This is a genomic window from Yersinia kristensenii, from assembly GCF_900460525.1.
In the GTDB taxonomy this organism is placed as follows: Bacteria; Pseudomonadota; Gammaproteobacteria; order Enterobacterales; family Enterobacteriaceae; genus Yersinia; species Yersinia kristensenii.
On sequence record NZ_UHIY01000001.1, the window covers coordinates 707,317 to 727,861 of the forward strand.

Below are 20,545 nucleotides of genomic sequence, written 5' to 3' on the forward strand. Positions count from 1 at the left end.
TTTTTTGAATCATTTCGCAGGATATTAAGCATGAAAAATACTCTGGCCCTTTTGAGCGCCCTGCTCTTTTATGGTAGTGCCACGTATGCCGCCGGGCTACCTGTCGGCAGGGGTAGCTTTGATTTTACTGTGCCGCAAACCACTAAAAAAATTAAGGTTTTCAGTTATCAACCGCCTGATGCAAATACCCATACGCCCATAGTCTTTGTGCTGACCGGGCTGAACCGCGATGCCGATACATATCGTGATGCCTGGGTGGAGAATGCCCGAAAAAATAAACTGATGGTGATTGCCCCGCATTTTAGTCAACAAGAGTACCCCGGCAGTGATGGCTATAATCTGGGGAATTTGATCAATCGCCAAACCGGTAAACTGAATCCGACCAGCGAATGGGCATTTACTGTCATCAACAGTCTATTTACTGATATGCAAAAACAGGGTATTACCCAGCAAAAAAACTATTATTTATTCGGCAATAGCGCCGGTTGCCAGTTTGTTCACCGCATGCTGACATTAACGCCACAGCCAAATGTCAAAGCCGCAATTTGCGCAGCGGCAGGTTGGTGGACCATGCCGAATAACCAAACCCCGTGGCCATATGGTTTAGGTAATGCCCCGATTGCAGTCAACCAACAGCAATTAATACATTATTTTTCCCTGCCAGTGCTTATTACTGTTGGCAGCAAAGATAATAATCCTAACCATCCATTGCTGCGGCGTTCCCCGCAAGCCATAGCCCAAGGAAATAGCCGTTTACAGCGTGCTAAAAATTATTTTATGACCGCAGAACAGCTCGCCCAACAGGATAAAGTGCCGTTTAACTGGCAATTTACCACCTTACCGAAGGTAGGCCACAGTGGTAGCAAAATGTCAGCGTATGCCGCTGATCAATTTGCCGAATTTGAGCAACACGGTAAATTTAACATTCAGGGCCGTCGAGCGCGGCAATGACACAACGCAATCAGATAACACCTATCATTAAAATGTTTCCTTTAAGCTATTCTTAGCGCCGAAGATAATGATTACGCCCCGATGCTGTGATCCCCACTGTAAAACAGGAGTTTCTATGAATACAACTCATCGCCTGGTGCTGGCTTTGGCCTTTTCCACCACACTGCTGACCGGTTCTGCTCACGCAAACAGCTTATTAGATTCTGTCAAAAGTGCCGCAGATCAGTACAGTAAATCAGGTGATAGCTCATCTTCATTGTCATCACTGACCGGTTTACTCAATGGCAGCGATAAAGCCCTCAGCGCCAGCACCATGACCAATGCTGCCGGTATTTTGCAATATTGTGTGCAAAATAATGTATTGTCGGCCAATGGCACTACGGCGATTAAAGATCAATTGATGAGTAAATTGGGCATCACCAGCACTGAGAATGCCAAGAGCCAGGACTATCAGGAAGGCCTGGGGGGTTTGCTGAAAACCGGTGAAGGGAAAAAGCTGGATTTGAATAACCTGGGTAGCGAGCAAATCACGGAAAAAATTAAAACTAAAGCCTGCGATTTAGTGCTGAAACAGGGTCAGTCATTCTTGTTGAAATAACGGGATGAGGAATAACCGAGCGCAGCTTGCGGCTGCGCTTTTTTTATACTGATAGAGCGGCTAATAAGAGAGAATGACGGTTTTATTTTTGCGCAATCTTAGGATGAGTATTTTTACCCGATGATATTTTCGATAACCATACCCCAGCAATAATCAGTATCGCCCCGCTAAGTTGCATAACCAGTGAGCTATTTAACTGCATAAACTGGTCAATAACCACCCCGGTTAGCATCTGGCCACTGATCACTAATAATGCGCTTTGTGTTGATCCTATTCGAGCCAATACATAACTGTTTATCGCAACAAATAATGCTCCCATGGCACCGCCAAGATAGGCAATGAAAGGTGCGGACTGCTGAAACCCGCCACTCAAGCCGCCCATGACCACCAGAATCAGGGTCAGAAATAGAAACCCCACCAAATGATTCCAGAAAGAAGCATAGAAAATATTGGTATCCATCCCGAGACGGCCGTTAATTGTCCGGCTTAAGCTGACAAAAACACCATTACATAACGCCAGCACAATATAGATTGTCATCGTTATGACCTCGCAAAAATTAATATAGCGCTACCGGTGAGAACCAACACCACAGCAATGAAATCTCGGCTAACGAAAGAATGCTTTATTACACCAAACCAACCCCGTGAATCCGATAGCAGGCCAAAAAGAAGCTGCCCGGCTAACATTAATGCCAGTGTTCCCGATAATGCCAACGGACTATTAACAGTAATCGCGGCCAGTAATACCGTGAGTGCCCCCGGTATTCCGCCAAAATAACGCCACCAAGGCCCGGATGATGCCGTCCCCTGCTTAGGCTTAACTCGCCGCCGTGACATCACTATCATTAGAGATATCCAGGCAACAATTGCGCCACTGCCATGCGCCAGCCACGAAGCAAATAAGGGCGAGTTATAGCGAGCTAAATAGCTGTTAACCATAATCATGGTCGTTAACAAAGCACCAGCAGCAAGAGCAAGCACTAATACCCGGGTATTCATAGACATAAAATCTGACTCCAATAAACATCTCTGGAGTATTCTAAAAAATGTCTCTTCGGTTTAATATCGGGCATTCAGAAACAGATTGTTTACCCAAGGTTGACAATATTGATGGCAAGCTTCTCATATATCCCAATATTTATTGCTGTGGTTGATGCCGGAAGCTTTTCTGGGGCGGCGATAAAATTAAACATTACTAAATCTGCCGTCAGTAAACGTATCAGTCAGTTTGAAGAGGAATTAGGTGTCAGGTTATTGCACAGAACGACCCGTCGCCTGAGCTTGACGCAAGCAGGTCTTAAATATTATGACTATGCGCGCAGCGCGCTACAGCTAGCCAAAGAGGGTGAAGATGCTATTACTCAGATGCAGGATAAACCACAGGGAATACTGCGCCTGAGTGCGCCAATGGCATTCGGCAGACTTCATATTTCGCCATTAATTCCCCCGTTTCTCAGTCAAAACCCTGGTGTGGAAATCAATATGGTGATGGATGACCGCGTGGTAAATCTGGTTGAAGGGGGCTTTGATATGGGTATTCGTATTGGTCAGCTTGCAGATTCCACCATGATAGCCCGGCCATTAGCCCCTTGTACCAGTGTGCTATGTGCGTCGCCAGAGTATCTTCGCCGCCATGGTACACCGCAGTCACCCCATGACCTGAGCCAACATAATTGCCTGTTTTATAGCTATTTTCTGGGCGGAACCGAATGGATTTTCAATAGCCACGAGGGGGTCAGCCGTTTTCTGCCCAAGGGTAATTATCAGGTCAATAATAGTGAGGCGCTGTATGATGCGCTGCTGGCAGGACTGGGGATTTGTCAGATGCCGAAATTCATTGTCGGCCCCGCGCTGGCGGATGGCCGCTTGGTGTCATTATTACCTAACTATCGGCTACCCAAGCATTCTATCTATGCCATCTACCCGCAACGCCTGCATGTCCCGGCTAAAATGCGCACGTTTCTGGATTATCTATTAGTATATTTTGGTGAGAACTCGTTATATCGCCAGTGTTATGAAAACTAATTAAAGAGTGAATAATGAATATAAGGTTAGCAATAGGGTACGCCATCCTGCTGTCGGCATTCAGTTTTCAAGCTTGCGCCGACACCTTTCCTAGTGACAAACAAGTGGCAAACATGTGCTATCAAGGGGTTTGGAAACTATCAGCTTACCCTGACTACACCACATTGAAGCCGCAAACCAAGGTCAAGTTTGAGAAAGCCATTAACATGAAAGAGATGCACTTTCGGCTTAAGGTGAACAGCCCATACAACGTGCCAATGGATGATAACGTGCGCTGCCGAGTTGATCAGAATGGCAAAGTTTGGCTTGGGTAAAGGGTTATATATTTAACAGATACTTATCTACCACTTAAGAAAATATTTTGGCGGTGATAGGCCATCTGCCCCTCATCAGGAAAAAACTGAACCGGTAACCGCAGTTTTCGCCCTTCATATTTAGCGAAATTCTCTTCACTGATACTGCTTTTGAGTTTTTTGATCTGGGGAGATAACACCATTTCCAAATGCTCATTAAAGGTTATTAATCCCTGATCAAAAGCCCGGTCATGTAAACTTGACAGACATAAGCCATTACTGGGATTAAGTCGATGCTCTGCACTGTGGCTCCAAGGGCGAATATGGCTGGCAACTAATAATGTAGGTTCTTCTAACTCTGTAATACAGCAGCGATTTTCATAAACCTGCAATACGTTTTTGCGAAATAGCTGTTGACCAACCCGTGCCTTAATAATGGTGGTTCTTTCTTTGCCACTGAAATCTTTAATACCGCTATCAAAGAGCTTAATCACTGGTTTTTCTAACTGGCTCATTGCCTGCTGGCATTGCTGCTCAAAAACTTCAGAATTTTCATTCAGTTCCAGCCATAAGGCACGGTCTGCATTAGAAGCACCGCTAAGCCCTTTGCGGCCTGAATCAATAATAAAGGGGTCCAGACTGGCGATATTAACTAATTTCATCGCCAATGCCGACGGCGTTCGGCCAATTAATGCGGCGTAATGAATAATATCGGGATTCTTGGAATGTAATTTGCCAAAGGGGATTTGGCTATACAACGTAAATGCCACTAACAGTTGATCCCGCGTCCAGTGATTTGCCGCCGCCATGCATCGCCATCCAGAATGAGTGAGTCGCCTTATTGAATGAGTTAACTATGCCAGGTGTCGGGGGGAATGGGTATGGGTATGGGTATGGGTATGGGGTGATTATGATTTTATCTATCATGTTTCCAACATTGTCTCGTAAATTATCCGCGTTACAACCGGACTTAAAAATATCTACATATTATCAACATTAAAAGGGCATCTGATTTATACGTTACTTTCCTGCAAGGAACACTTATGCTAAAAAATGAACAAGTATAAAATTCAATTGGTTATAAATAAAAAACATGATACTTTGTAATTTGATTTTTATGGATAAATCCAATTACAAGTCTGATTATTGTTACTTTCAAAACCTCCGGATAATCGTCATGCTTAATAAAAATATCAAAAAGCTAATAGATGACCACCTAAATGGCATAAACTTGGATATCAGGCAATCTGGTTATTCCCGTTTCATGGATCAAAAGTGCACTGCTGACATGTTAACTGCTGTCGCAGAAATAATATTAGAGTACATAGATGGCGATAAAGGTAAGGCTTTTACAATAAGAGATATTTGGTCAACAGAATTTGCAAATGAAATAATGACGAATAGCTTCAGAAAGCCCGATGTAAATAATCCAGCAGCTAGAAATGAATATGATAAAGTATTTTCGCAACCGATCAAACTCTTACAGTATGCACAAATAATAAATTTTAGTCACAAAGAGAAAAACAAGAACTATTACATTGTACATAGAGAGGATATTCTTGATTACATTGCTATTAGTGACAATAAATCCTTGGAATTTTTAACAATCTATCTCCAGAAAGTACTAATCGATAGCGATATATATTGTTTTTTTGAAAACTTCTTTAAAAATCAAACCAAACAATCTTTCAATGAATTAAAAGAGAACTATACTAATTTCATTATAGAAAACACACCTATAAATGGAAAAACTGAGGTATATAGAATATTTACTAAAATACTAAACCCTCTAGCTTTTAAGAATAAAAAAAGAGGTACGAATGGTGGTAACATCTCAGACTTCTCTATTCAATATAATGAATTATTTTATAATAGAATAAATTTTAGAGATATTGAAAAACCTAAAGATAAAACCAGAAGTGAGTATTTAGAACTACTTGGAGAATCAGGCCCAGCAGAATTATATCAAATAGATAAAGCCAAAAGACAAATAAAAAAATATCATTGTAATAAAAAAAGTGAAATACATAAATTAATGCATGAAAATGCCACACATGTACATCATATCTTTACAAAAAGTGAATTTCCTGAGTTATCAGACACTTTAGAGAATTTAATATTACTCACACCGACACAACATCTTTCATTCGCACATACTGCCAATAATACAAATAGCATATCCAAACCTTATCAATTAATATGTTTGCTTTATAAATTAGATAGTATTGAAGAGTCTGAGTACTCTGCAGATGAATTCTATTCATTAAATCAATTTAAAAATATAGTCAATAGTGGACTAGGAAAAGAAATTCTAACCCCCCCAATGACATTTCAAGATATAAAGAATAGCTTAGCCATAGAATATTGTTCTTAAAATAAGATCAATTTTAGGTGAGATAAAATCTCACCTAAATATAATTATTTTTTTATACCAAAATAGCAAACTGAAACACTATCAATGTTCATGGAACGAGTTCCATAGTTTCTAGCAACTCTATAAAAATCATTAAACTCCTCACTTGAGAAATAGAGTATATCATCATCACTAACTTCATAATCACCATACAAAATTGCTGCTGAACCATCGGCAATACAATTTTCAGGTAACCTAGCAGCTCTCGGATTATAAGTTAAATTTGGCACCAAAATCACACTCGTATTTAGAAATTTCGCTACAGACAGACCAGTAAGCTCATTTACATATCTATCATAGCCCTCTATATTTATGATTTTCCCATTAGCTATATTCCTAGATTTTATCACCCGATATTTACCCGAAGTAATGGTGTTTTTTTGTGTCAATTGCCTATCTCTGAAAACTTTAAATTTACCAAATATTAATGTACTAGATACATTATCGAAATGGCTATCCCTATATAATAGCCATGATGAAAATGGAGTATTAACAATATATTCTTGATATTGATAGAAATAAGTTTTTCTTAAATATGATGTTATCGAAACCCTATTTTCTTTATTTATTTTACCATTTGTTTCTAATAAGAATGAGATAGTCTCAATTTTTACATCAAATGCTTTTTCGTTATAATCATTGATATGTAAAAGGTTATATCTGCTTATTTTATTTCTTGTTATTTCATACTCTGGTGAATTTAATAATGCTTTAGGAACAATAAGAGATACAAAACACCCCAAAGAAATGGCTTTTTCTACAAAAAATGAAAAAATATTCGATGTGCTTTTATTTTCAGCATTACTTTGATATAGAAAAAGCTTTTCCTTTTCTATAACTTTCATGTAAGGAGGGTTGCCAATGACTAAATCATATTTTTCCTGAGGGAATCTATCATATAAAAGAAAATCACTTTCTATATAGTTTATGATAATATTACCAGATATGAATTTTTCAGATAACAGCCTGCATAAAGCTAGCGATTCAGGATTAATATCAATACAGTCTATTATTATTTTTTTCTCTTCATATCTTTTAGCTAAAATTGGTAAAAAATTACCAACACCAACCGATGGCTCCAAAATTCTAATAGTATCTTTTTTAAAATCAGGGAGTTTTTCTAATACAGAAAAACAAATATCTTTCGAAGTATAAAATGCTGCTGTCTCTAACCTTTCAGCATTTGACAGTTCACAAATCTTATAAATATCCTCTCTATTTATAACATCCCAATTACCTTTAACGAAAGTAATAAGGTTATCCATATTAGTTAGATTATATTGATTTATTATTTCGTGAATATTTTTACTAGAAAGAATCTTCCTTTTACTAAAAAATTTTATTTTGTTCGCTATATTTGTAATAACTTGGGTCGGGATCGCTTCACCAATACACTGCCGGATATTAAATTCGTACTTTTTCCTGAACTTTTCTTTATCACAAAAAGGTGCAGAGTTAGATGGCAACTCTTTATCTTCGACCCATTTAAATGAAGCTGGAATAGTCATCAGTAACATTAGCTCTCTGATACTGAAAACTCGATGATCCTCTGGATGTACTGTATTTTGACTTGGAAGGCAGTCATTTCTAGTATGTATACAGGGCCCAACCTTATCCCATAGCTGGCGTTGGTACTTATCCCCATTTTTACTTTGGTTTACGACTAACTTTCCATCGATTATTTTATGGGGTTTAAGCTCGTCAGATTGATTATCAAATGCACTTTTGCCATAGGGCGTAGCTGCAATCCAAGGATACATTGACTCCTTGTAAGGTCTAAAAGAATGATAAATATCGTCTGGAGCGAACTCCCCCATATGTTTCAAGCGAGGTAACATCCCAATAACTTCTGATAACATCTTCTCTTGAATAAAATCAGGGAATAAATCTAACGGGATTATTTCCTTTTGATCTCTTCTTACACCAATAACTATTGTACGTGTTCTACTTGAATTTGAACCATAATTTTTTAAATTTATAACTTTACTTTGAATATAGTGTGAGGAATTTAAGTTCAAATCTATTGCTTCACCAATTGATTTATTTACACCATCAATGTCGGTACAAATAGACTTCATAAATGCACTTACATTCTCAAAAATAAAGAACTTAGGTTGTAACTCCCTGACAATTTTAATTGACTCTACAACCAATGAATTACGCACTAATTCGTGGTTTTTCTTATGATTAGCAACACTCATGCCTTGACAAGGAGGTGTAGCAATTACCAGATCCAAATCAGATATTTTTTCTTTATCTTTAAATGAGTTAATCTCATCATAAAGTTTTTTATGTACAACGGGATCAGTAAGATCTCCTGATATATACCCTGTCTCATACTTGCATTTATTATTATATCTTTGAATATTAAGTCTTTTCTCAAGAAGCTCGGCCGTTGCAACACAGTTAAAACCTGCGCTTTTAAGACCGTAGCAACCTATTCCTGCAGAGCTAAATAAACTTATATAATTGAGCACGCCACATTCTACCTATAAACCACGAATCAAACCATTCTACATCAAGAAGAATGGTTTGAGAAGGTCTGGAGATAAATATTATCCAGCGTTATTTACACCGGTATCAAAGGAAACTATCCCACTTAGTGGTACGGTCCCACGGATATTATTAATATTAACATTTCCATTAATAGTGAATTGATGATTTTCAACGATAAATATCATATATTCATTACAATTTATTCTCCCTATACATCCTTTATTTCCGGCAGTAACTTTATTTTTATAATATTTTCTAAAAAGAACATCATGATTGTAAATATTAATTCTATATTCTGGACCCCATGCTCCTTGCTCATGATTGTTTTCAAGTGTAATTCTGCATATTCCCAACGCAACTGCTTTAGCAAGAAAACCTAGCGCCTCAAAAAAATTATCTTCTGAATCAAATAATAAGAAAGGTTTTCTGTTACCATATTCAAGTTTCAAGATTATAATCCTTAATAAAAAATAGTTATATTTATAAAAGAAAAATGAAAATTCACTTCTCACCTCAAGATACATTAATGTTTTTATACAACCATGATATGTATCAAGTATCTAACACTAAATCTTAGCTTAGCTCCCCCAAATATCCTGTTTTGGGCTATTTTTACATGTGCCAGATAATCACCAAAACACATCACATGGAGAGATAAACGTTATGGATAAACAAGACTGGCATCCGGCAGATATTATTGCGGCGTTGAAAAAGCGCGGCACGACAATGGCGGCGCTTTCGCGAGAGTCAGGGCTGGCCTCTTCGACACTGGCGAATACGTTGTTGCGTCATTGGCCGAAAGGCGAAAAATTGATTGCGGCGGTACTGGAAGTTGAGCCAGCGGAGATCTGGCCCTCACGTTATCTAAAACCTAAAAAGCCTCGAAAAACAGTACCAATAAAATAAGTGAAACCAAGAGGATTCCTCTTCCCAGCATTAAAAGGAGGGAAGTGGGATCATTAAATCTTGAGTAAAACCATCACCCTACCGCCATCTCGCAGGAAAATATATTCGAGCCAATATGATATGCAGCCTCAAGTACCGATTCAGGGCCACCTAAATCGGGCAGCAATAACATGGTTGAGCTCCTCACCGGCGCACCACAGAAATCGAAAATACCATGCTCAATCTGCGTTTTCATAGCGTCGGCAAAGCCATGATTGATATAAGTTTTATTCTGTGCCGCTCCCACTCCGATGATATGCACGGGCAAATGCGTCAGCTTTTTGACCAGTTCTCCGGCATCATCATAGGCCCAGCCATTGGAAAACACGCGATCTATCCATCCCTTTAATAAAGCGGGCATCGACCACCAATAGATCGGGAATACCAGCACTAGCGCATCGGCCCGCTCGATTCTTTGCTGCTCGGCCAGCACATCATCGGGTAGCGAAGCTTGTCGATTAAAAGCGGCAATATCTACCGCGGTAAATCTTGGATCAAAACCTTCTGTGGCAATGTCCGCAATCTCATAAGTGTGCGCAGAATCCGATGCCATCAACCCGGCCGCGACTTGCCGTGCCACGCTGTTAGTCAGTGATTGATGAAGCGGATGTGAAGTAACAATAAGTGAATGCATAGTCTGGCTCCTGATTGCCATTATTAAGTTGCTAGCGTAATCTATATACCATTAGTAAGTTACTGTTGGTAAGTTACCTTTGGTATATAATTATGTCAACTAGCAAAAACAATGAGATTTCATCGCCCCGGCTTCGCCTTTCACGCGAGGAACGTTATCAACAGCTCATGGCGACGGCATGGCAACTGGTGCGCGAAGAAGGCACTGAAGCCCTGACTCTGGGCCGGCTCGCGGAACGGGCTGGTGTCACCAAACCGGTGGTTTATGACCATTTCGGTACCCGAGCCGGGCTTTTCGCCGAACTTTATCAAGATTTTGATCGCCGCCAAAATGCGCGGATGAATGATGCTATTGCACAATGTGAGCCGACGCTCACTGCCATCGCCACTGTGATGGCCTCCTCGTATATTGATTGTGTGCTGACTCAGGGGCAGGAAATACCCGGTGTGATCGCGGCATTGAAGGGCACGCCAGAGCTTGATGACATGAAGCGCGAATACTCCAAAACGTATATTCACAGCTGCCGCAATATACTCGCCCCCTATACAAAAGAGAGTGTGATTTCAGATGCCAGTTTGTGGGCGTTATTAGGAGCGGCAGAAGGTTTGTCCTATTCTGCCGCCAGCGGCGAGATTACTGCTGAACAGGCGAAATCTGAACTATTTGAGTTAATTGTGGCGATAGTGGAAAGAAGTATCAGTCAGACGAGCCGCAATTAAGAATTGTAAATAATATCATTAATTGATTATTACTAAAGCCCTCCCCCGCACGTCGAGGGGAGGATTTGTATTATTCACCGCAACATTAAACCGTTTCTTTCGACTCAAGTGGTTTTTGATTACGGCTAACCGCCACTTTGAACGCCCAATAGATAAAGCTGGCAGCAACCAGTGAGTTGATGGTTGGAATCCCCCACTCGGTCACCAATCCAACAATACTGCCGACTATACTGGCAATAATCGCGACCCAGCCAATAACCGGAGTTTGTGCGTCATCAGGTAATTTCCCTTCCTGCCGGGTCTTATCCAGAATTTTGCGATGGGTGCGCAATATATAATAATCCACCAGCATGATGCCAATAATCGGTGGGAAGACTACGCCGAGCACCGTCAGGAAATCGACAAACCGGTCGAGTATCCCCAGCACTGATAATGTCGTCCCCAGCACACCAATAACCAGTGTGGTGGATATATATTTCAGTTTTTTGCCCGTTAACCCCTCGACCGCATTAACAATACCGAGTGAAGAAGAGTACAAATTAAGGTCATTCACCCTTAAGGTAGAGAACACCACGACCAGCAAACCTGCGCCACCTGCGGCTTGAGACATGATCGTCACGACATCTGCCGTCCCCAAGGTTTTCGCAATCAGGATGGCCAACCCATTAACCACAAACTCGCCCGCAACAATGGTGAAAATCGTTACACCAAGAACATGTTTGCCATTTTTGGAATAACGCGTCAGGTCAGGTGTCATCAGGCTGGCCACAATAGCCCCCCCAACCACGATAGTAATCCCCGCGCTGATAGACAAAGATTCACCCGGCGGGATCAACTGAATGATTTCATTCAAATTATGGCCAGATAATGTGCTAATGGAGATATAAGCTACCAATAAAATAAACATCGGCACGGCAATTCGCGCCGCAATACGCAATGCCTTAAAACCAAAAGCAACCAAGATGGTCAATAAGCTCCCCGATAGCGCAGCCGCTAATCCGAATCCCAGTTTATGACCAAGGGCGAAATCGAGTGATTTGGCAAAAATAGCGTTTTGAATGCCAAACCAACCCAGCAAACTGACCGCCACAACAATCCCAATCAGTACCGATCCCAAGCGACCAAAACCACACCAACGGGCCAGTAAACTGCCGGAAATCCCTTCGCGCATCCCCGCCAGCCCTAAACCATAAGTCACCACACCGAATATAATGCTGCCGATAAGAATGGCGGTAAACGCATCAGTCAGCGTCATAGAATTACCGAGCACAGCGCCGAGCATAAATTGATCTAGCGCGGTCAGCATACCCATATGAACAATAGCGACACTTAGAAATGAAACTCTTTTATCTTGTGGTACCCGGCTTAATGGATAATCTTCAATTTTGATCACGATGAGGTGTGCCTTGTTGTTCAAATAGCTTATTGTTCAGATAAATTGGATTCCTTTTGCCACCAGGCGATCAGGAATATAATTATCCAAATGCGCAAGTTTGCAAAACTCTTCAAACTGTTGCAGCGTGTGGACATCAGCTTTCTGATAAATTGTATATATTCTGTTTTCTATCGTTTTAGTGCTGATGTTATATATCTTTGCAATCTCTTTAACAGAGAATCTTTGCAACATTAAAAATATAACATCAAGCTCAGCTCGAGTGAAAATACTGTTATTAATTTCAGTTGTCAGAATACTGGGTTTTTGTTGATTGATATATTTTAGTGGGGATAAGGTATTAAGTGGCTTAGCATTCCACATCACTCCAATAACTTCTTTTCTATCGTTATAGACAGGAAGTTTCTCGCTGATATACGGAGTCAGAGTATTTTTCCCATACCAATAGTGGGTTTCTATCACTGTCACCCGATCCTGTGATTCCTCTGTCTGTTTATCGTGCTCTATCAGGTCGAGAGAAAATTCAGTCCAATCTCCTGGAAAATCATGGTCCATCTTCCCCTCAACCTCAAAATCCAAGGGTGTATTGGTATAGAGGTAAGCGGCCTTATTCATATAAATATGGCGGGAGTGCAGATCTTTAATGCCCCATGGTTCACTTAAGTGTTCCATCATAGCAATAAGGCCCTTGAAATAAATTTCATTATTTTTATCGGGCAAATCCATGGCAACCTCGCCGATGAAGAATGGGTTAAATTTCTTTTGCCAGATAGTGTCGCGTATGCTTTTTGGCATACCCGCCTAAATTGCCATATGCACGATAGCCTAATTTTTCATAAAATCCTTTGGCCTGAAAATCGAAAGTATCTACATAAGCCATGTGACACTCACGCTTCAAAGCTTCTTCTTCAGCTTTTTCCATTAGCTGACGGCCATAACCGCTTTTACGATATTCGTCACTGACCCAAAGATACTGAATTTCAAGCCCACCCCACCAAGTTCTGGCAACTAATCCCGCCACGATTTTGCCGTCATTATCCGTCACGGTTAAGAACAGCGGGTGAATATCTACCGGCTGTGTTTTATCATTGTGAGCCCAAAGACCATCAATAACGAACTCTTCATCCTGTGGGTTTGGTTTATCGGTAACGTTGATATTCATTTTCGGAACATACCTTCCTATTTCAGTAATTAAAACATTGAGCACAACTGCTTGTAATATCATTTTCCTTAAAGTGTTACAAGAGTGGTTTTCACCCGTTCCCGTCACCATCCCAAGTGTTTATATTTATTGTGACGGAGCTAAAAAATACCAATGCGCTTTGTAATGGTAATCTTTCTTTCTTGCTCTGTCTGCAAATGCTGATATTGCCTCACCAGGGCCTCATCGGGGAAATCTATCCATAATTTACGGCTCCACCCACAGAGCAAGAGTCACTTGCCATAGGGGGAGCCGCTCATCTCTCTTCTAATCCATTAAGTTTATTACTTAATATTGACTCTTTAGCCAAGAATGAATTTTGCGGAGTAAGAGCTAAAAAAAGCCACCTTACGGTGACTTTATTTTCATATTTAGCATGCAGAAATCATACTCTCTAGTTAATTCCAATTAATTGAATTATAAACATTATCTAGCTCAATAATTGAGTTTACCAGAGGATGCTCGTGGCTAATGACTGATAACGATTTTCCCTACATGCTGGCGTGAATCAAAACGCTGCCAGGCCTGTTTAGCTTCGGCAAAAGGAAAAACGCTATCAATGACGGGTATAATTTTATGCTGCACTAACGCCCGATTCATTTGTTCGAAATCTTCACGTGAGCCCACACTGATCGTCCGAAAACGGGCTGCACTTTTAAACAGGCTGAAGAAATCTATTGCCACTGCATCCCGCGCGACAAAGCCGATCAGCGCCAGCTCACCACCAATGCAGATAGAGCGAATGGACTGATTCAGCGTTCCAGGGCCACCGACCTCGACCACCCGATTAACCCCTTGCCCAGCAGTTAAGCGCAGAACTTCCTCACTCCATTCAGGATGTTGAACATAATTGATGACTTCATCAGCACCCAGTGCTTTCAACTGTGCGCTTTTAGCTTCACTCGAGGTGGTGCCGATAACCCTTGCTCCCATTGCTTTTGCGAGCTGGATAGCAAACAGTGAAACGCCACCAGAACCTAAGGTTAACACCGTCTCACCCGCTTTAACCGGCCTGTCGCCGTTCAATGCCGCCCACGCGGTCACTGCCGCACAGGGAAGTGTTGCTCCCTGCTCGAAGCTGAGATAGTCGGGTAGTGATAATAGCGATTCCTCACTCACCACTTTATATTCAGTTAGCCATCCGTCGCGGTCACTACCATAAAGTTCATCGTATGCTGAAGCTTGAAAAGCACCACCAAACCAGCGAGGCATAAAGGTATTCACCACCCGATCGCCGACCTTAAAACGCTCAACCCGCTTACCAACTTGAATCACTTCACCGGCGGCATCGGATAGCGGAATATACCCTGGGCTGGACGGTAAGGTGTATTCACCATGCATAATGGCCAGATCGCGATAATTCAGCGAGGTGGCACGCACCCGAATGAGCACTTCTCTGGCCTCAGGTATCGGCATATCTTCCTGTTGAAGCTCTAAGTGTTCAAGATTGCCAAACTGTTTGAAACGATAACTTTGCATATGGGTATTTCCTATTGAGATAAATGTGATGTTTATAATCAGGCGAGCTTTCCATCTCGGTCAGAGGCATGGCCTTGGAAAAATGCGTTCAAAACAATCAGTGAGAAATTCTAGACAAAGCTGATTAATGAAACTAGATTGATAAATTCAATCTTAAATTCCAAAAATGAAATTATGCTGGATGAATTAGCCCTATTTGTGAGCATTGTAGAAACAGGAAGTTTGCGGGCAGCAGCGGAGAAAGCCGCGATTCCGGCTTCGACACTGACGCGCCGCTTACAGAAGTTAGAGCAACATTTAGGTTGTCGCTTGCTGCATCGCAGCGCCCGGCGCATGACGCCGACGAGTGAAGGTTGGCAATATTACGAACAGTGTCGCCCGCTGGTGCATTCTTTACAGCAAGCAACAGCAAAGCTGGACGTGACATTGCATCAGATCAGTGGCCTGATCCGGATATTGGCTCCGGCGGATTTAGCCAATGACAATCTGGCTCCTGCCTGGCTATCATTTTTGACGCGCTACCCCGAAGTTCGGCTCGAGTTGGAGCTGAGCAATTACACGCAGGATTTGATTGGTAGCGGCGCTGACGTGGCGATCCGCGTGGGCGCTCAGCCGGATTCATTACTCAATATGCGAAAATTGGGGCAAAGCAAGGAAATCCTGTTGGTCGCCTCACCTGATTACTTGGCAAAAAACGGCATTCCTGAATCTATGGATGAGCTGAGGCTACGCGATTTGGTGATCAGTGCGCCATTATCAACCTGGGTGATACAACACAACCAGAATGGAGAGACCGTGCGCTGGCAACCACAGGGGAAATTGTGTGTGAACGGCATTTATCTGGCGTTACAGGCGGCACTCGCCGGATTAGGGATCCTGTTCTGCCCATTAAGTTTGTGCCATAACCCACTCCAGCGCGGCGAACTGGTCAGAATATTACCGGAGTGGCAGGGTGCCCCCCGGGAAATTTATGCAGTATGGTCGCAGCAACGGTACGTTCCGGCCAGAGTACGGGCTCTAATTGATCATCTGGCCGACTTTTGTCAGCAAGACCCTCAGTTAATGATATGAGTCTTTTTCTTCAGAAAAGTATCTCGATTGGCAGCTATCGAGATACTTTGCCGAACCCTATTATTCTCAGCAAACTTAATGGTTGGCCTGATATTCAAGTGCTTTAGCCAATTTAGAATCTGGTTTCGCCAACTTATTTAAACGCTTTTCATCAATGCTATTCATCTGGCCTAAAGCTGCCGCCGTTTGGCCGGAATGCCCTATTAGCTGTTGCTTAGGTACATTGACCATCAATGCTGCTGCATCTTTCAGCGCCTTGATATAATCATCCTGCTTGTGCAGGTTATAATGTTTTAAATCCATTTTGCTCTGTAATAGCTGGCCCCAATAAAACTCGAGGAAAGGAATTGCCGGATAAGGCTTACCGGTTTCAGGATTGAGATTTTTATCTGACTTATCGTAAGAGATACCGCGTAAATAATAAAGCATTGAGCGATACGGATCGTCCTGAAAACCACTCATGCCTAGGGTATTAGGCAATTGAGAGAAAGTGATTGGTTTTCCCTCTGCATCAATAGGAAGAAAGTGTTTAAGTTCAGTCATCTTTTGTTCGAACTGAGCTTGAGTCAGCGCCTTTCCGTTGCTGTCACGGCTGACATTCTGCCCCACCAGGACACTTAAAGTCACATCAGCACCGCCACCGGGCATATCCCAAAAACTGTTAAATGCATGATGCCCATCAGTCAGATAAAGCTTCCCCGTTGGCCCAATATCGACCGTGTTTATATCCGTTTTTTTAGTGCCAATAGCCAGTTTACACCTATATGAGGAGGGATCTTTTGGTGTTGATGATGCATTCATTTCAGCCAGCTTCCCGGCGCCTTGAACTTTACATAACTCATTGAATAGACGCTTAGAATCGTGGGCATAATCAGCCAACTCGCCCGCAATCTGGAGTTTACCGACTGCAATTTGGGTCGGATGCAACTCACTGAGTTTGATTTGAATAATATCGCCAGATTTAGCCTGTAAGTTATTCTGAGAAAGGGATTGTGCCGCATGCAGATTAACTGAATAGAGCATCGGCCCAGAAAGCAGCAGAATGAAAATTGAAAATAACCCACTACCTAACCTTGCTTGGATTGGCCCTGCCGGACATAAATCAATCTTATTCAAATACACATTTCACTCCTCGAATCGGCATCAATGCTTTTCACCGTCTTATTGGCTGATTAATTAACCGTAAGATAGCACTAATTTACAAGGTTTTATCATTATCAGAAGTGTAACAATGGATGCTCGTGAGGTTAGAATTTATGTGGCGAGAAAAAGCAAGAAGCACCTCGCAGGAACTGGATTTTAGACATAAAAAAGACGTCCGTAGATGTCTCTTTACATACTAATGGTGCGAAGGCCGGACTCGCTAATATCATACAACCTACTGATATCAATATTATTTATTTTTAACACTAAGAGCTTGTACCCGCACTTGTACCCACAAACACCATTTCGTACAAAAATTGAGCCATTTCAAACTATTGTTGATAAGAGCCCAAGACTCAAGATTATACTATTTTTTACCGACAAGTCATCGTCTGAAGGATTAACTCCTCTCTGCTAACATCCCCGGATAGTGTTTGGCGATAATGCCATTCATCTTGTCAATCAACTCAGGCTTCCTAAACGTCAGATGTGCAGAACCTTTCATGAAGTACTTTATCAAAAAGTAATCATCTTGATAGTCCTTTGCCATGTGCGAATTGGCGTGAATATGCTCAGACAACCGGCTTGTCACATCGCCCCGGTTGTCTGGGATCGCTTTACCGTCCAGCAAGTGCAACATGCGCTCTAGGTCTGCCAACTGGTCTCGCCGGTAACCCTGGTTCAGGGTAAAGCCCCATTGGTTGCAACTGACCAGATTGCTGATGATCAGCTTTTTACCAAATCGGCATGGGCTATTGGTTTTATAGTGCCAAGACAACCCTTTGAATAAATTGATGACGCCGCGTTCAAATACCTCGTCTTTCTGCTGGTGAAGTTGCTCAAAGGTACTGAGTATGTTGGCTTCGCTGACGGCAGGAATATTATCTCCCTCAAGGTTTCTGTACCACTGGTCACGGGCTTGGGCATCCATCAGGCTCAGCATCCCTGATTTTTTCATCAGGTCTCGCCATATACCACGATCGAGATTGCAGGTAATCACTTTCATGGCTGTTTCTGCTTTCTCCATGAACCAGCAGCCAGTACGGAAGTCTTGCCGCATGGCCCAGTCCTTTGCAATTCCGCCGCCGATGCTGCTGGTAATGGCTGAAATATCCTCAAGCTGGTGGATAAGCGCGTCAATCTGCACCAGTGCGGTATTACGTGCGGTGATGATACGTTCAATGCTGGTGGAGCAAATCACATCGGTGTGGCCGGTTAGAACCTGCGGCTCGTCGATAACTGCGTTGAGTGAAGTAGACATCGTAGGAACTCCATAAAAGCAAAACGCCAACGATTGTTGTTGGCGTCGAGGAAGAGGGATGTTTTAGGTGCCAGAATCTGCCGTTCAAGACAGTTCCTGATACACCGCGATATAGACATAACCGTGACTGCCCAGCGTATCCGCTTCACAGACAAATTCTCCATGCCGAACCGTAATGCCTTGCTGACGGCGTGGATCCAGCGCCCCGGACAGCAGCTGCGACTCCAGTTTGGTTATCAGCGCGGGGAATGCCACATCAAGAGACTGAGTGGTTTGAGGGGAAAAGGTGCCGACAATATTGGCTCTGTCACTCAGAAAGTGCAGGTGTGTTCCCTCCTGTACCAGCCTGGCTCCCAAACGTGGCGTAATGTCACGTTTCAGGCCCCATGTTGGGGAAGTAGTCATGTGGTTATTCATGTTAACGGACTCTGTGGAATAGGATTGAGGGGTTCGGTTGGGTGCAGCAAGGTGGGCGGAAAATGTGCACGCCACAAGCCAGCAGCCTGGCGAGCCCGCACGATATCGCCCTTGCTCAACATCGGGTCTTGCGCCAGTGCGCTGAACCCGTTACGACCAATTCGCACTAATGCATATTTCTCAACCAGTGTGTTTATGGTGTCGCCGACTGAAATCCCTTGTTCAATCTGTTGTGCAATCGCCTGTTCATCGTGATAGGGCGTATCGTTGAGGCTCAGGCCGTAGTGATGCTCCAGCAGGAAAGCGAGCAGTTGTTGATAAATAACGGGCACGGGCAATGCGCCCTGTGGGGTGGGTCGTGGTTTCATGGGGATGTTCTCAATATGGATAATGCGGGATTACGTCAGGAGACGAGCAGTGTTACCACTTAGTTTGATGTACGTTTTGTCTCACCAGTCGAACGTGGCGAAACCGGGCAACATATCGCCCAGAGCATCAATATGCAGGTAGGTTAGCCCATGATGTTTCATTAATTTAGTAACCAGCCGCGTTCAGCAAATGACACGATATCCAGACCACCCACAACCAGATGATCCAGCACTCTCACATCAACCAGGCCCAGCGCGTTGACCAGCCTGTCGGTGATCTGTCGATCGGCCTGACTGGGCTCGGCCAACTGGGACGGATGGTTGTGCGCCAGTACGGCACTCGCCGCATTGTGCTTCATGGCCGACTTCACCAACTCACGCGGGTGAACGGTAGTACTGTTGATAGTGCCAGTAAACAACGTCTCTTGAGCCAGCAGACGGTTTTGATTGTCGAGCCACAGCACGATGAAGACTTCGCGCTCGAGCCCGGTCAGATGCAGGCGCAGCCAGTCGCGGGTCACGTGGGTGGAGGTAAATGCGACACCCGGCTCCCGCAACTGTTTTGCCAGCAGGTTCAGGGCACGTCGGATAGTGCGTTGTTCGCCGGGTGACATTTCTGCCACTGTTGGAGATAACGTTATTTTCATGGTGAGAGGTCCTTGTTGCTCAGTCAATCAGGGAGAAAATGGCATGACTTTCTGGATGATGCAGAGCGTAAGCACGCAACCGATAGAAGTGTTCGGTCATAAGCTCATTTTCAGTACGGCAGGCATGGTGACTGTAAGTCATCAGGCAGGCGGTAATACCCGCAGCTTCACGACTGACGGTGGCTCCGTTGCCATTGAGTTCGTTAAACAACGCGTAGTCTTGCTCCGTACCCGGCACAATAAATGCGCCGCCGTCGCTGAGCGTATAGTAGTCCCAGAAGTCGCCGCGATAGTCGTCACACAATCGGTCCAGCCAACCAAACACCTGTGGTTCAATCAAAATCCATTGCGGTATCTCACCAAAATGGTCTGGCCAGAAGTGAATGCGCTGAGAGTCGGTAACCGGCGTGGCGGTTAGTGTATCCATCTGAGTTGTCGTTGGGATATTCATGAGTAATGTCCTTCTTTAATAAAGATAAATAGCAAAACAG

Annotated in this window: 24 protein-coding genes; 8 read left to right on the forward strand and 16 right to left on the reverse strand. The window is 43.0% G+C overall.

The window, feature by feature from the left end; translation table 11 throughout:
* Positions 1-30: 30 nt before the first annotated feature.
* Entirely contained in the window at positions 31-951 is a 921-nt protein-coding gene (locus DX162_RS03250; protein WP_004389330.1) for a hypothetical protein, read from the forward strand.
* A 115-nt stretch (positions 952-1,066) separates the two neighbouring features.
* The gene (locus tag DX162_RS03255) at positions 1,067-1,549 is read left to right on the forward strand and encodes a YjjA family protein (RefSeq protein ID WP_004389329.1); all 483 of its coding nucleotides are present in this window, start codon (positions 1,067-1,069) and stop codon (positions 1,547-1,549) included.
* A gap of 82 nt (positions 1,550-1,631) precedes the next feature.
* Here the strand turns inward: DX162_RS03255 and DX162_RS03260 are convergent, their stop codons facing one another.
* Together DX162_RS03260 and DX162_RS03265 are read right to left on the reverse strand one after the other, a co-directional pair.
* Positions 1,632-2,087 (reverse strand): DMT family transporter, encoded by a 456-nt coding sequence (locus DX162_RS03260; RefSeq protein WP_004389328.1) that lies wholly within the window; start codon positions 2,085-2,087, stop codon positions 1,632-1,634.
* Positions 2,088-2,089: 2 nt separating this feature from the next.
* Positions 2,090-2,548, reverse strand: a complete 459-nt coding sequence (locus DX162_RS03265) for a DMT family transporter (RefSeq protein WP_004389327.1) — start codon at positions 2,546-2,548, stop codon at positions 2,090-2,092.
* A gap of 111 nt (positions 2,549-2,659) precedes the next feature.
* Here DX162_RS03265 and DX162_RS03270 point away from each other — a divergent pair, with 111 nt between their 5' ends.
* Positions 2,660-3,574, forward strand: a complete 915-nt coding sequence (locus tag DX162_RS03270) for a LysR family transcriptional regulator (RefSeq protein WP_004389326.1) — start codon at positions 2,660-2,662, stop codon at positions 3,572-3,574.
* Positions 3,575-3,588: 14 nt separating this feature from the next.
* Positions 3,589-3,888, forward strand: coding sequence for a hypothetical protein (locus tag DX162_RS03275; protein WP_227744192.1), 300 nt, complete (start codon positions 3,589-3,591; stop codon positions 3,886-3,888).
* 23 nt (positions 3,889-3,911) lie between these two features.
* Here DX162_RS03275 and DX162_RS03280 read toward each other — a convergent pair whose 3' ends face one another.
* Positions 3,912-4,676, reverse strand: coding sequence for an HNH endonuclease (locus DX162_RS03280; protein ID WP_004389324.1), 765 nt, complete (start codon positions 4,674-4,676; stop codon positions 3,912-3,914).
* 368 nt (positions 4,677-5,044) lie between these two features.
* Here DX162_RS03280 and DX162_RS03285 point away from each other — a divergent pair, with 368 nt between their 5' ends.
* A complete protein-coding gene (locus DX162_RS03285) occupies positions 5,045-6,241 on the forward strand; it encodes a hypothetical protein (protein ID WP_032819321.1) in 1,197 nt (398 codons plus the stop codon).
* Positions 6,242-6,285: 44 nt separating this feature from the next.
* Here the strand turns inward: DX162_RS03285 and DX162_RS03290 are convergent, their stop codons facing one another.
* Positions 6,286-8,757, reverse strand: coding sequence for a DNA cytosine methyltransferase (locus DX162_RS03290; RefSeq protein WP_098081002.1), 2,472 nt, complete (start codon positions 8,755-8,757; stop codon positions 6,286-6,288).
* 78 nt (positions 8,758-8,835) lie between these two features.
* Positions 8,836-9,225 (reverse strand): hypothetical protein, encoded by a 390-nt coding sequence (locus DX162_RS03295; protein ID WP_004389321.1) that lies wholly within the window; start codon positions 9,223-9,225, stop codon positions 8,836-8,838.
* Positions 9,226-9,439: 214 nt separating this feature from the next.
* On the opposite strand from DX162_RS03295, the gene DX162_RS03300 reads away from it, so the two are divergent.
* Positions 9,440-9,682, forward strand: coding sequence for a helix-turn-helix domain-containing protein (locus DX162_RS03300; RefSeq protein ID WP_004389320.1), 243 nt, complete (start codon positions 9,440-9,442; stop codon positions 9,680-9,682).
* A 73-nt stretch (positions 9,683-9,755) separates the two neighbouring features.
* Here DX162_RS03300 and DX162_RS03305 read toward each other — a convergent pair whose 3' ends face one another.
* Positions 9,756-10,355, reverse strand: coding sequence for an NAD(P)H-dependent oxidoreductase (locus DX162_RS03305; RefSeq protein WP_004389319.1), 600 nt, complete (start codon positions 10,353-10,355; stop codon positions 9,756-9,758).
* A gap of 167 nt (positions 10,356-10,522) precedes the next feature.
* Here DX162_RS03305 and DX162_RS03310 point away from each other — a divergent pair, with 167 nt between their 5' ends.
* A complete protein-coding gene (locus DX162_RS03310; RefSeq protein WP_004389318.1) occupies positions 10,523-11,074 on the forward strand; it encodes a TetR/AcrR family transcriptional regulator in 552 nt (183 codons plus the stop codon).
* Positions 11,075-11,159: 85 nt separating this feature from the next.
* On the opposite strand, the gene DX162_RS03315 is transcribed toward DX162_RS03310, so the two are convergent.
* The 4 genes from DX162_RS03315 to DX162_RS03330 all read right to left on the reverse strand — a co-directional run bounded on the left by DX162_RS03315 (position 11,160) and on the right by DX162_RS03330 (position 15,147).
* Positions 11,160-12,467, reverse strand: coding sequence for a cytosine permease (locus tag DX162_RS03315; protein ID WP_115155836.1), 1,308 nt, complete (start codon positions 12,465-12,467; stop codon positions 11,160-11,162).
* A 36-nt stretch (positions 12,468-12,503) separates the two neighbouring features.
* Positions 12,504-13,193 carry a helix-turn-helix transcriptional regulator gene (locus tag DX162_RS03320; RefSeq protein ID WP_004389315.1) on the reverse strand — a complete coding sequence of 230 codons (690 nt, stop codon included), beginning with the start codon at positions 13,191-13,193 and terminating at the stop codon, positions 12,504-12,506.
* Positions 13,194-13,218: 25 nt separating this feature from the next.
* Positions 13,219-13,629: a GNAT family N-acetyltransferase gene (locus tag DX162_RS03325; protein ID WP_004389314.1), complete on the reverse strand. Its 411-nt coding sequence runs from the start codon at positions 13,627-13,629 to the stop codon at positions 13,219-13,221.
* 507 nt (positions 13,630-14,136) lie between these two features.
* Complete coding sequence (locus DX162_RS03330; protein ID WP_004389313.1) at positions 14,137-15,147, reverse strand: zinc-dependent alcohol dehydrogenase family protein; 1,011 nt, start codon at positions 15,145-15,147, stop codon at positions 14,137-14,139.
* Positions 15,148-15,321: 174 nt separating this feature from the next.
* Between DX162_RS03330 and DX162_RS03335 the strand changes: the two genes are divergently transcribed.
* Complete coding sequence (locus tag DX162_RS03335) at positions 15,322-16,218, forward strand: LysR family transcriptional regulator (RefSeq protein WP_004389312.1); 897 nt, start codon at positions 15,322-15,324, stop codon at positions 16,216-16,218.
* A 75-nt stretch (positions 16,219-16,293) separates the two neighbouring features.
* On the opposite strand, the gene DX162_RS03340 is transcribed toward DX162_RS03335, so the two are convergent.
* The 6 genes from DX162_RS03340 to DX162_RS03370 all read right to left on the reverse strand — a co-directional run bounded on the left by DX162_RS03340 (position 16,294) and on the right by DX162_RS03370 (position 20,505).
* Entirely contained in the window at positions 16,294-17,340 is a 1,047-nt protein-coding gene (locus tag DX162_RS03340) for a ParB/Srx family N-terminal domain-containing protein (protein ID WP_004389311.1), read from the reverse strand.
* Positions 17,341-17,761: 421 nt separating this feature from the next.
* Entirely contained in the window at positions 17,762-18,622 is an 861-nt protein-coding gene (locus DX162_RS03350; protein ID WP_004389310.1) for a DUF4942 domain-containing protein, read from the reverse strand.
* A gap of 84 nt (positions 18,623-18,706) precedes the next feature.
* A complete protein-coding gene (locus DX162_RS03355) occupies positions 18,707-19,039 on the reverse strand; it encodes a type IV toxin-antitoxin system YeeU family antitoxin (protein WP_032819317.1) in 333 nt (110 codons plus the stop codon).
* Entirely contained in the window at positions 19,036-19,407 is a 372-nt protein-coding gene (locus tag DX162_RS03360; RefSeq protein WP_004389308.1) for a TA system toxin CbtA family protein, read from the reverse strand. The genes DX162_RS03355 and DX162_RS03360 overlap by 4 nt, the downstream gene beginning before the upstream one ends.
* A gap of 161 nt (positions 19,408-19,568) precedes the next feature.
* Positions 19,569-20,054: a RadC family protein gene (radC, locus tag DX162_RS03365; RefSeq protein WP_004389306.1), complete on the reverse strand. Its 486-nt coding sequence runs from the start codon at positions 20,052-20,054 to the stop codon at positions 19,569-19,571.
* A gap of 19 nt (positions 20,055-20,073) precedes the next feature.
* Entirely contained in the window at positions 20,074-20,505 is a 432-nt protein-coding gene (locus DX162_RS03370; RefSeq protein ID WP_004389305.1) for an antirestriction protein, read from the reverse strand.
* Between the last annotated feature and the right edge of the window lie 40 nt (positions 20,506-20,545).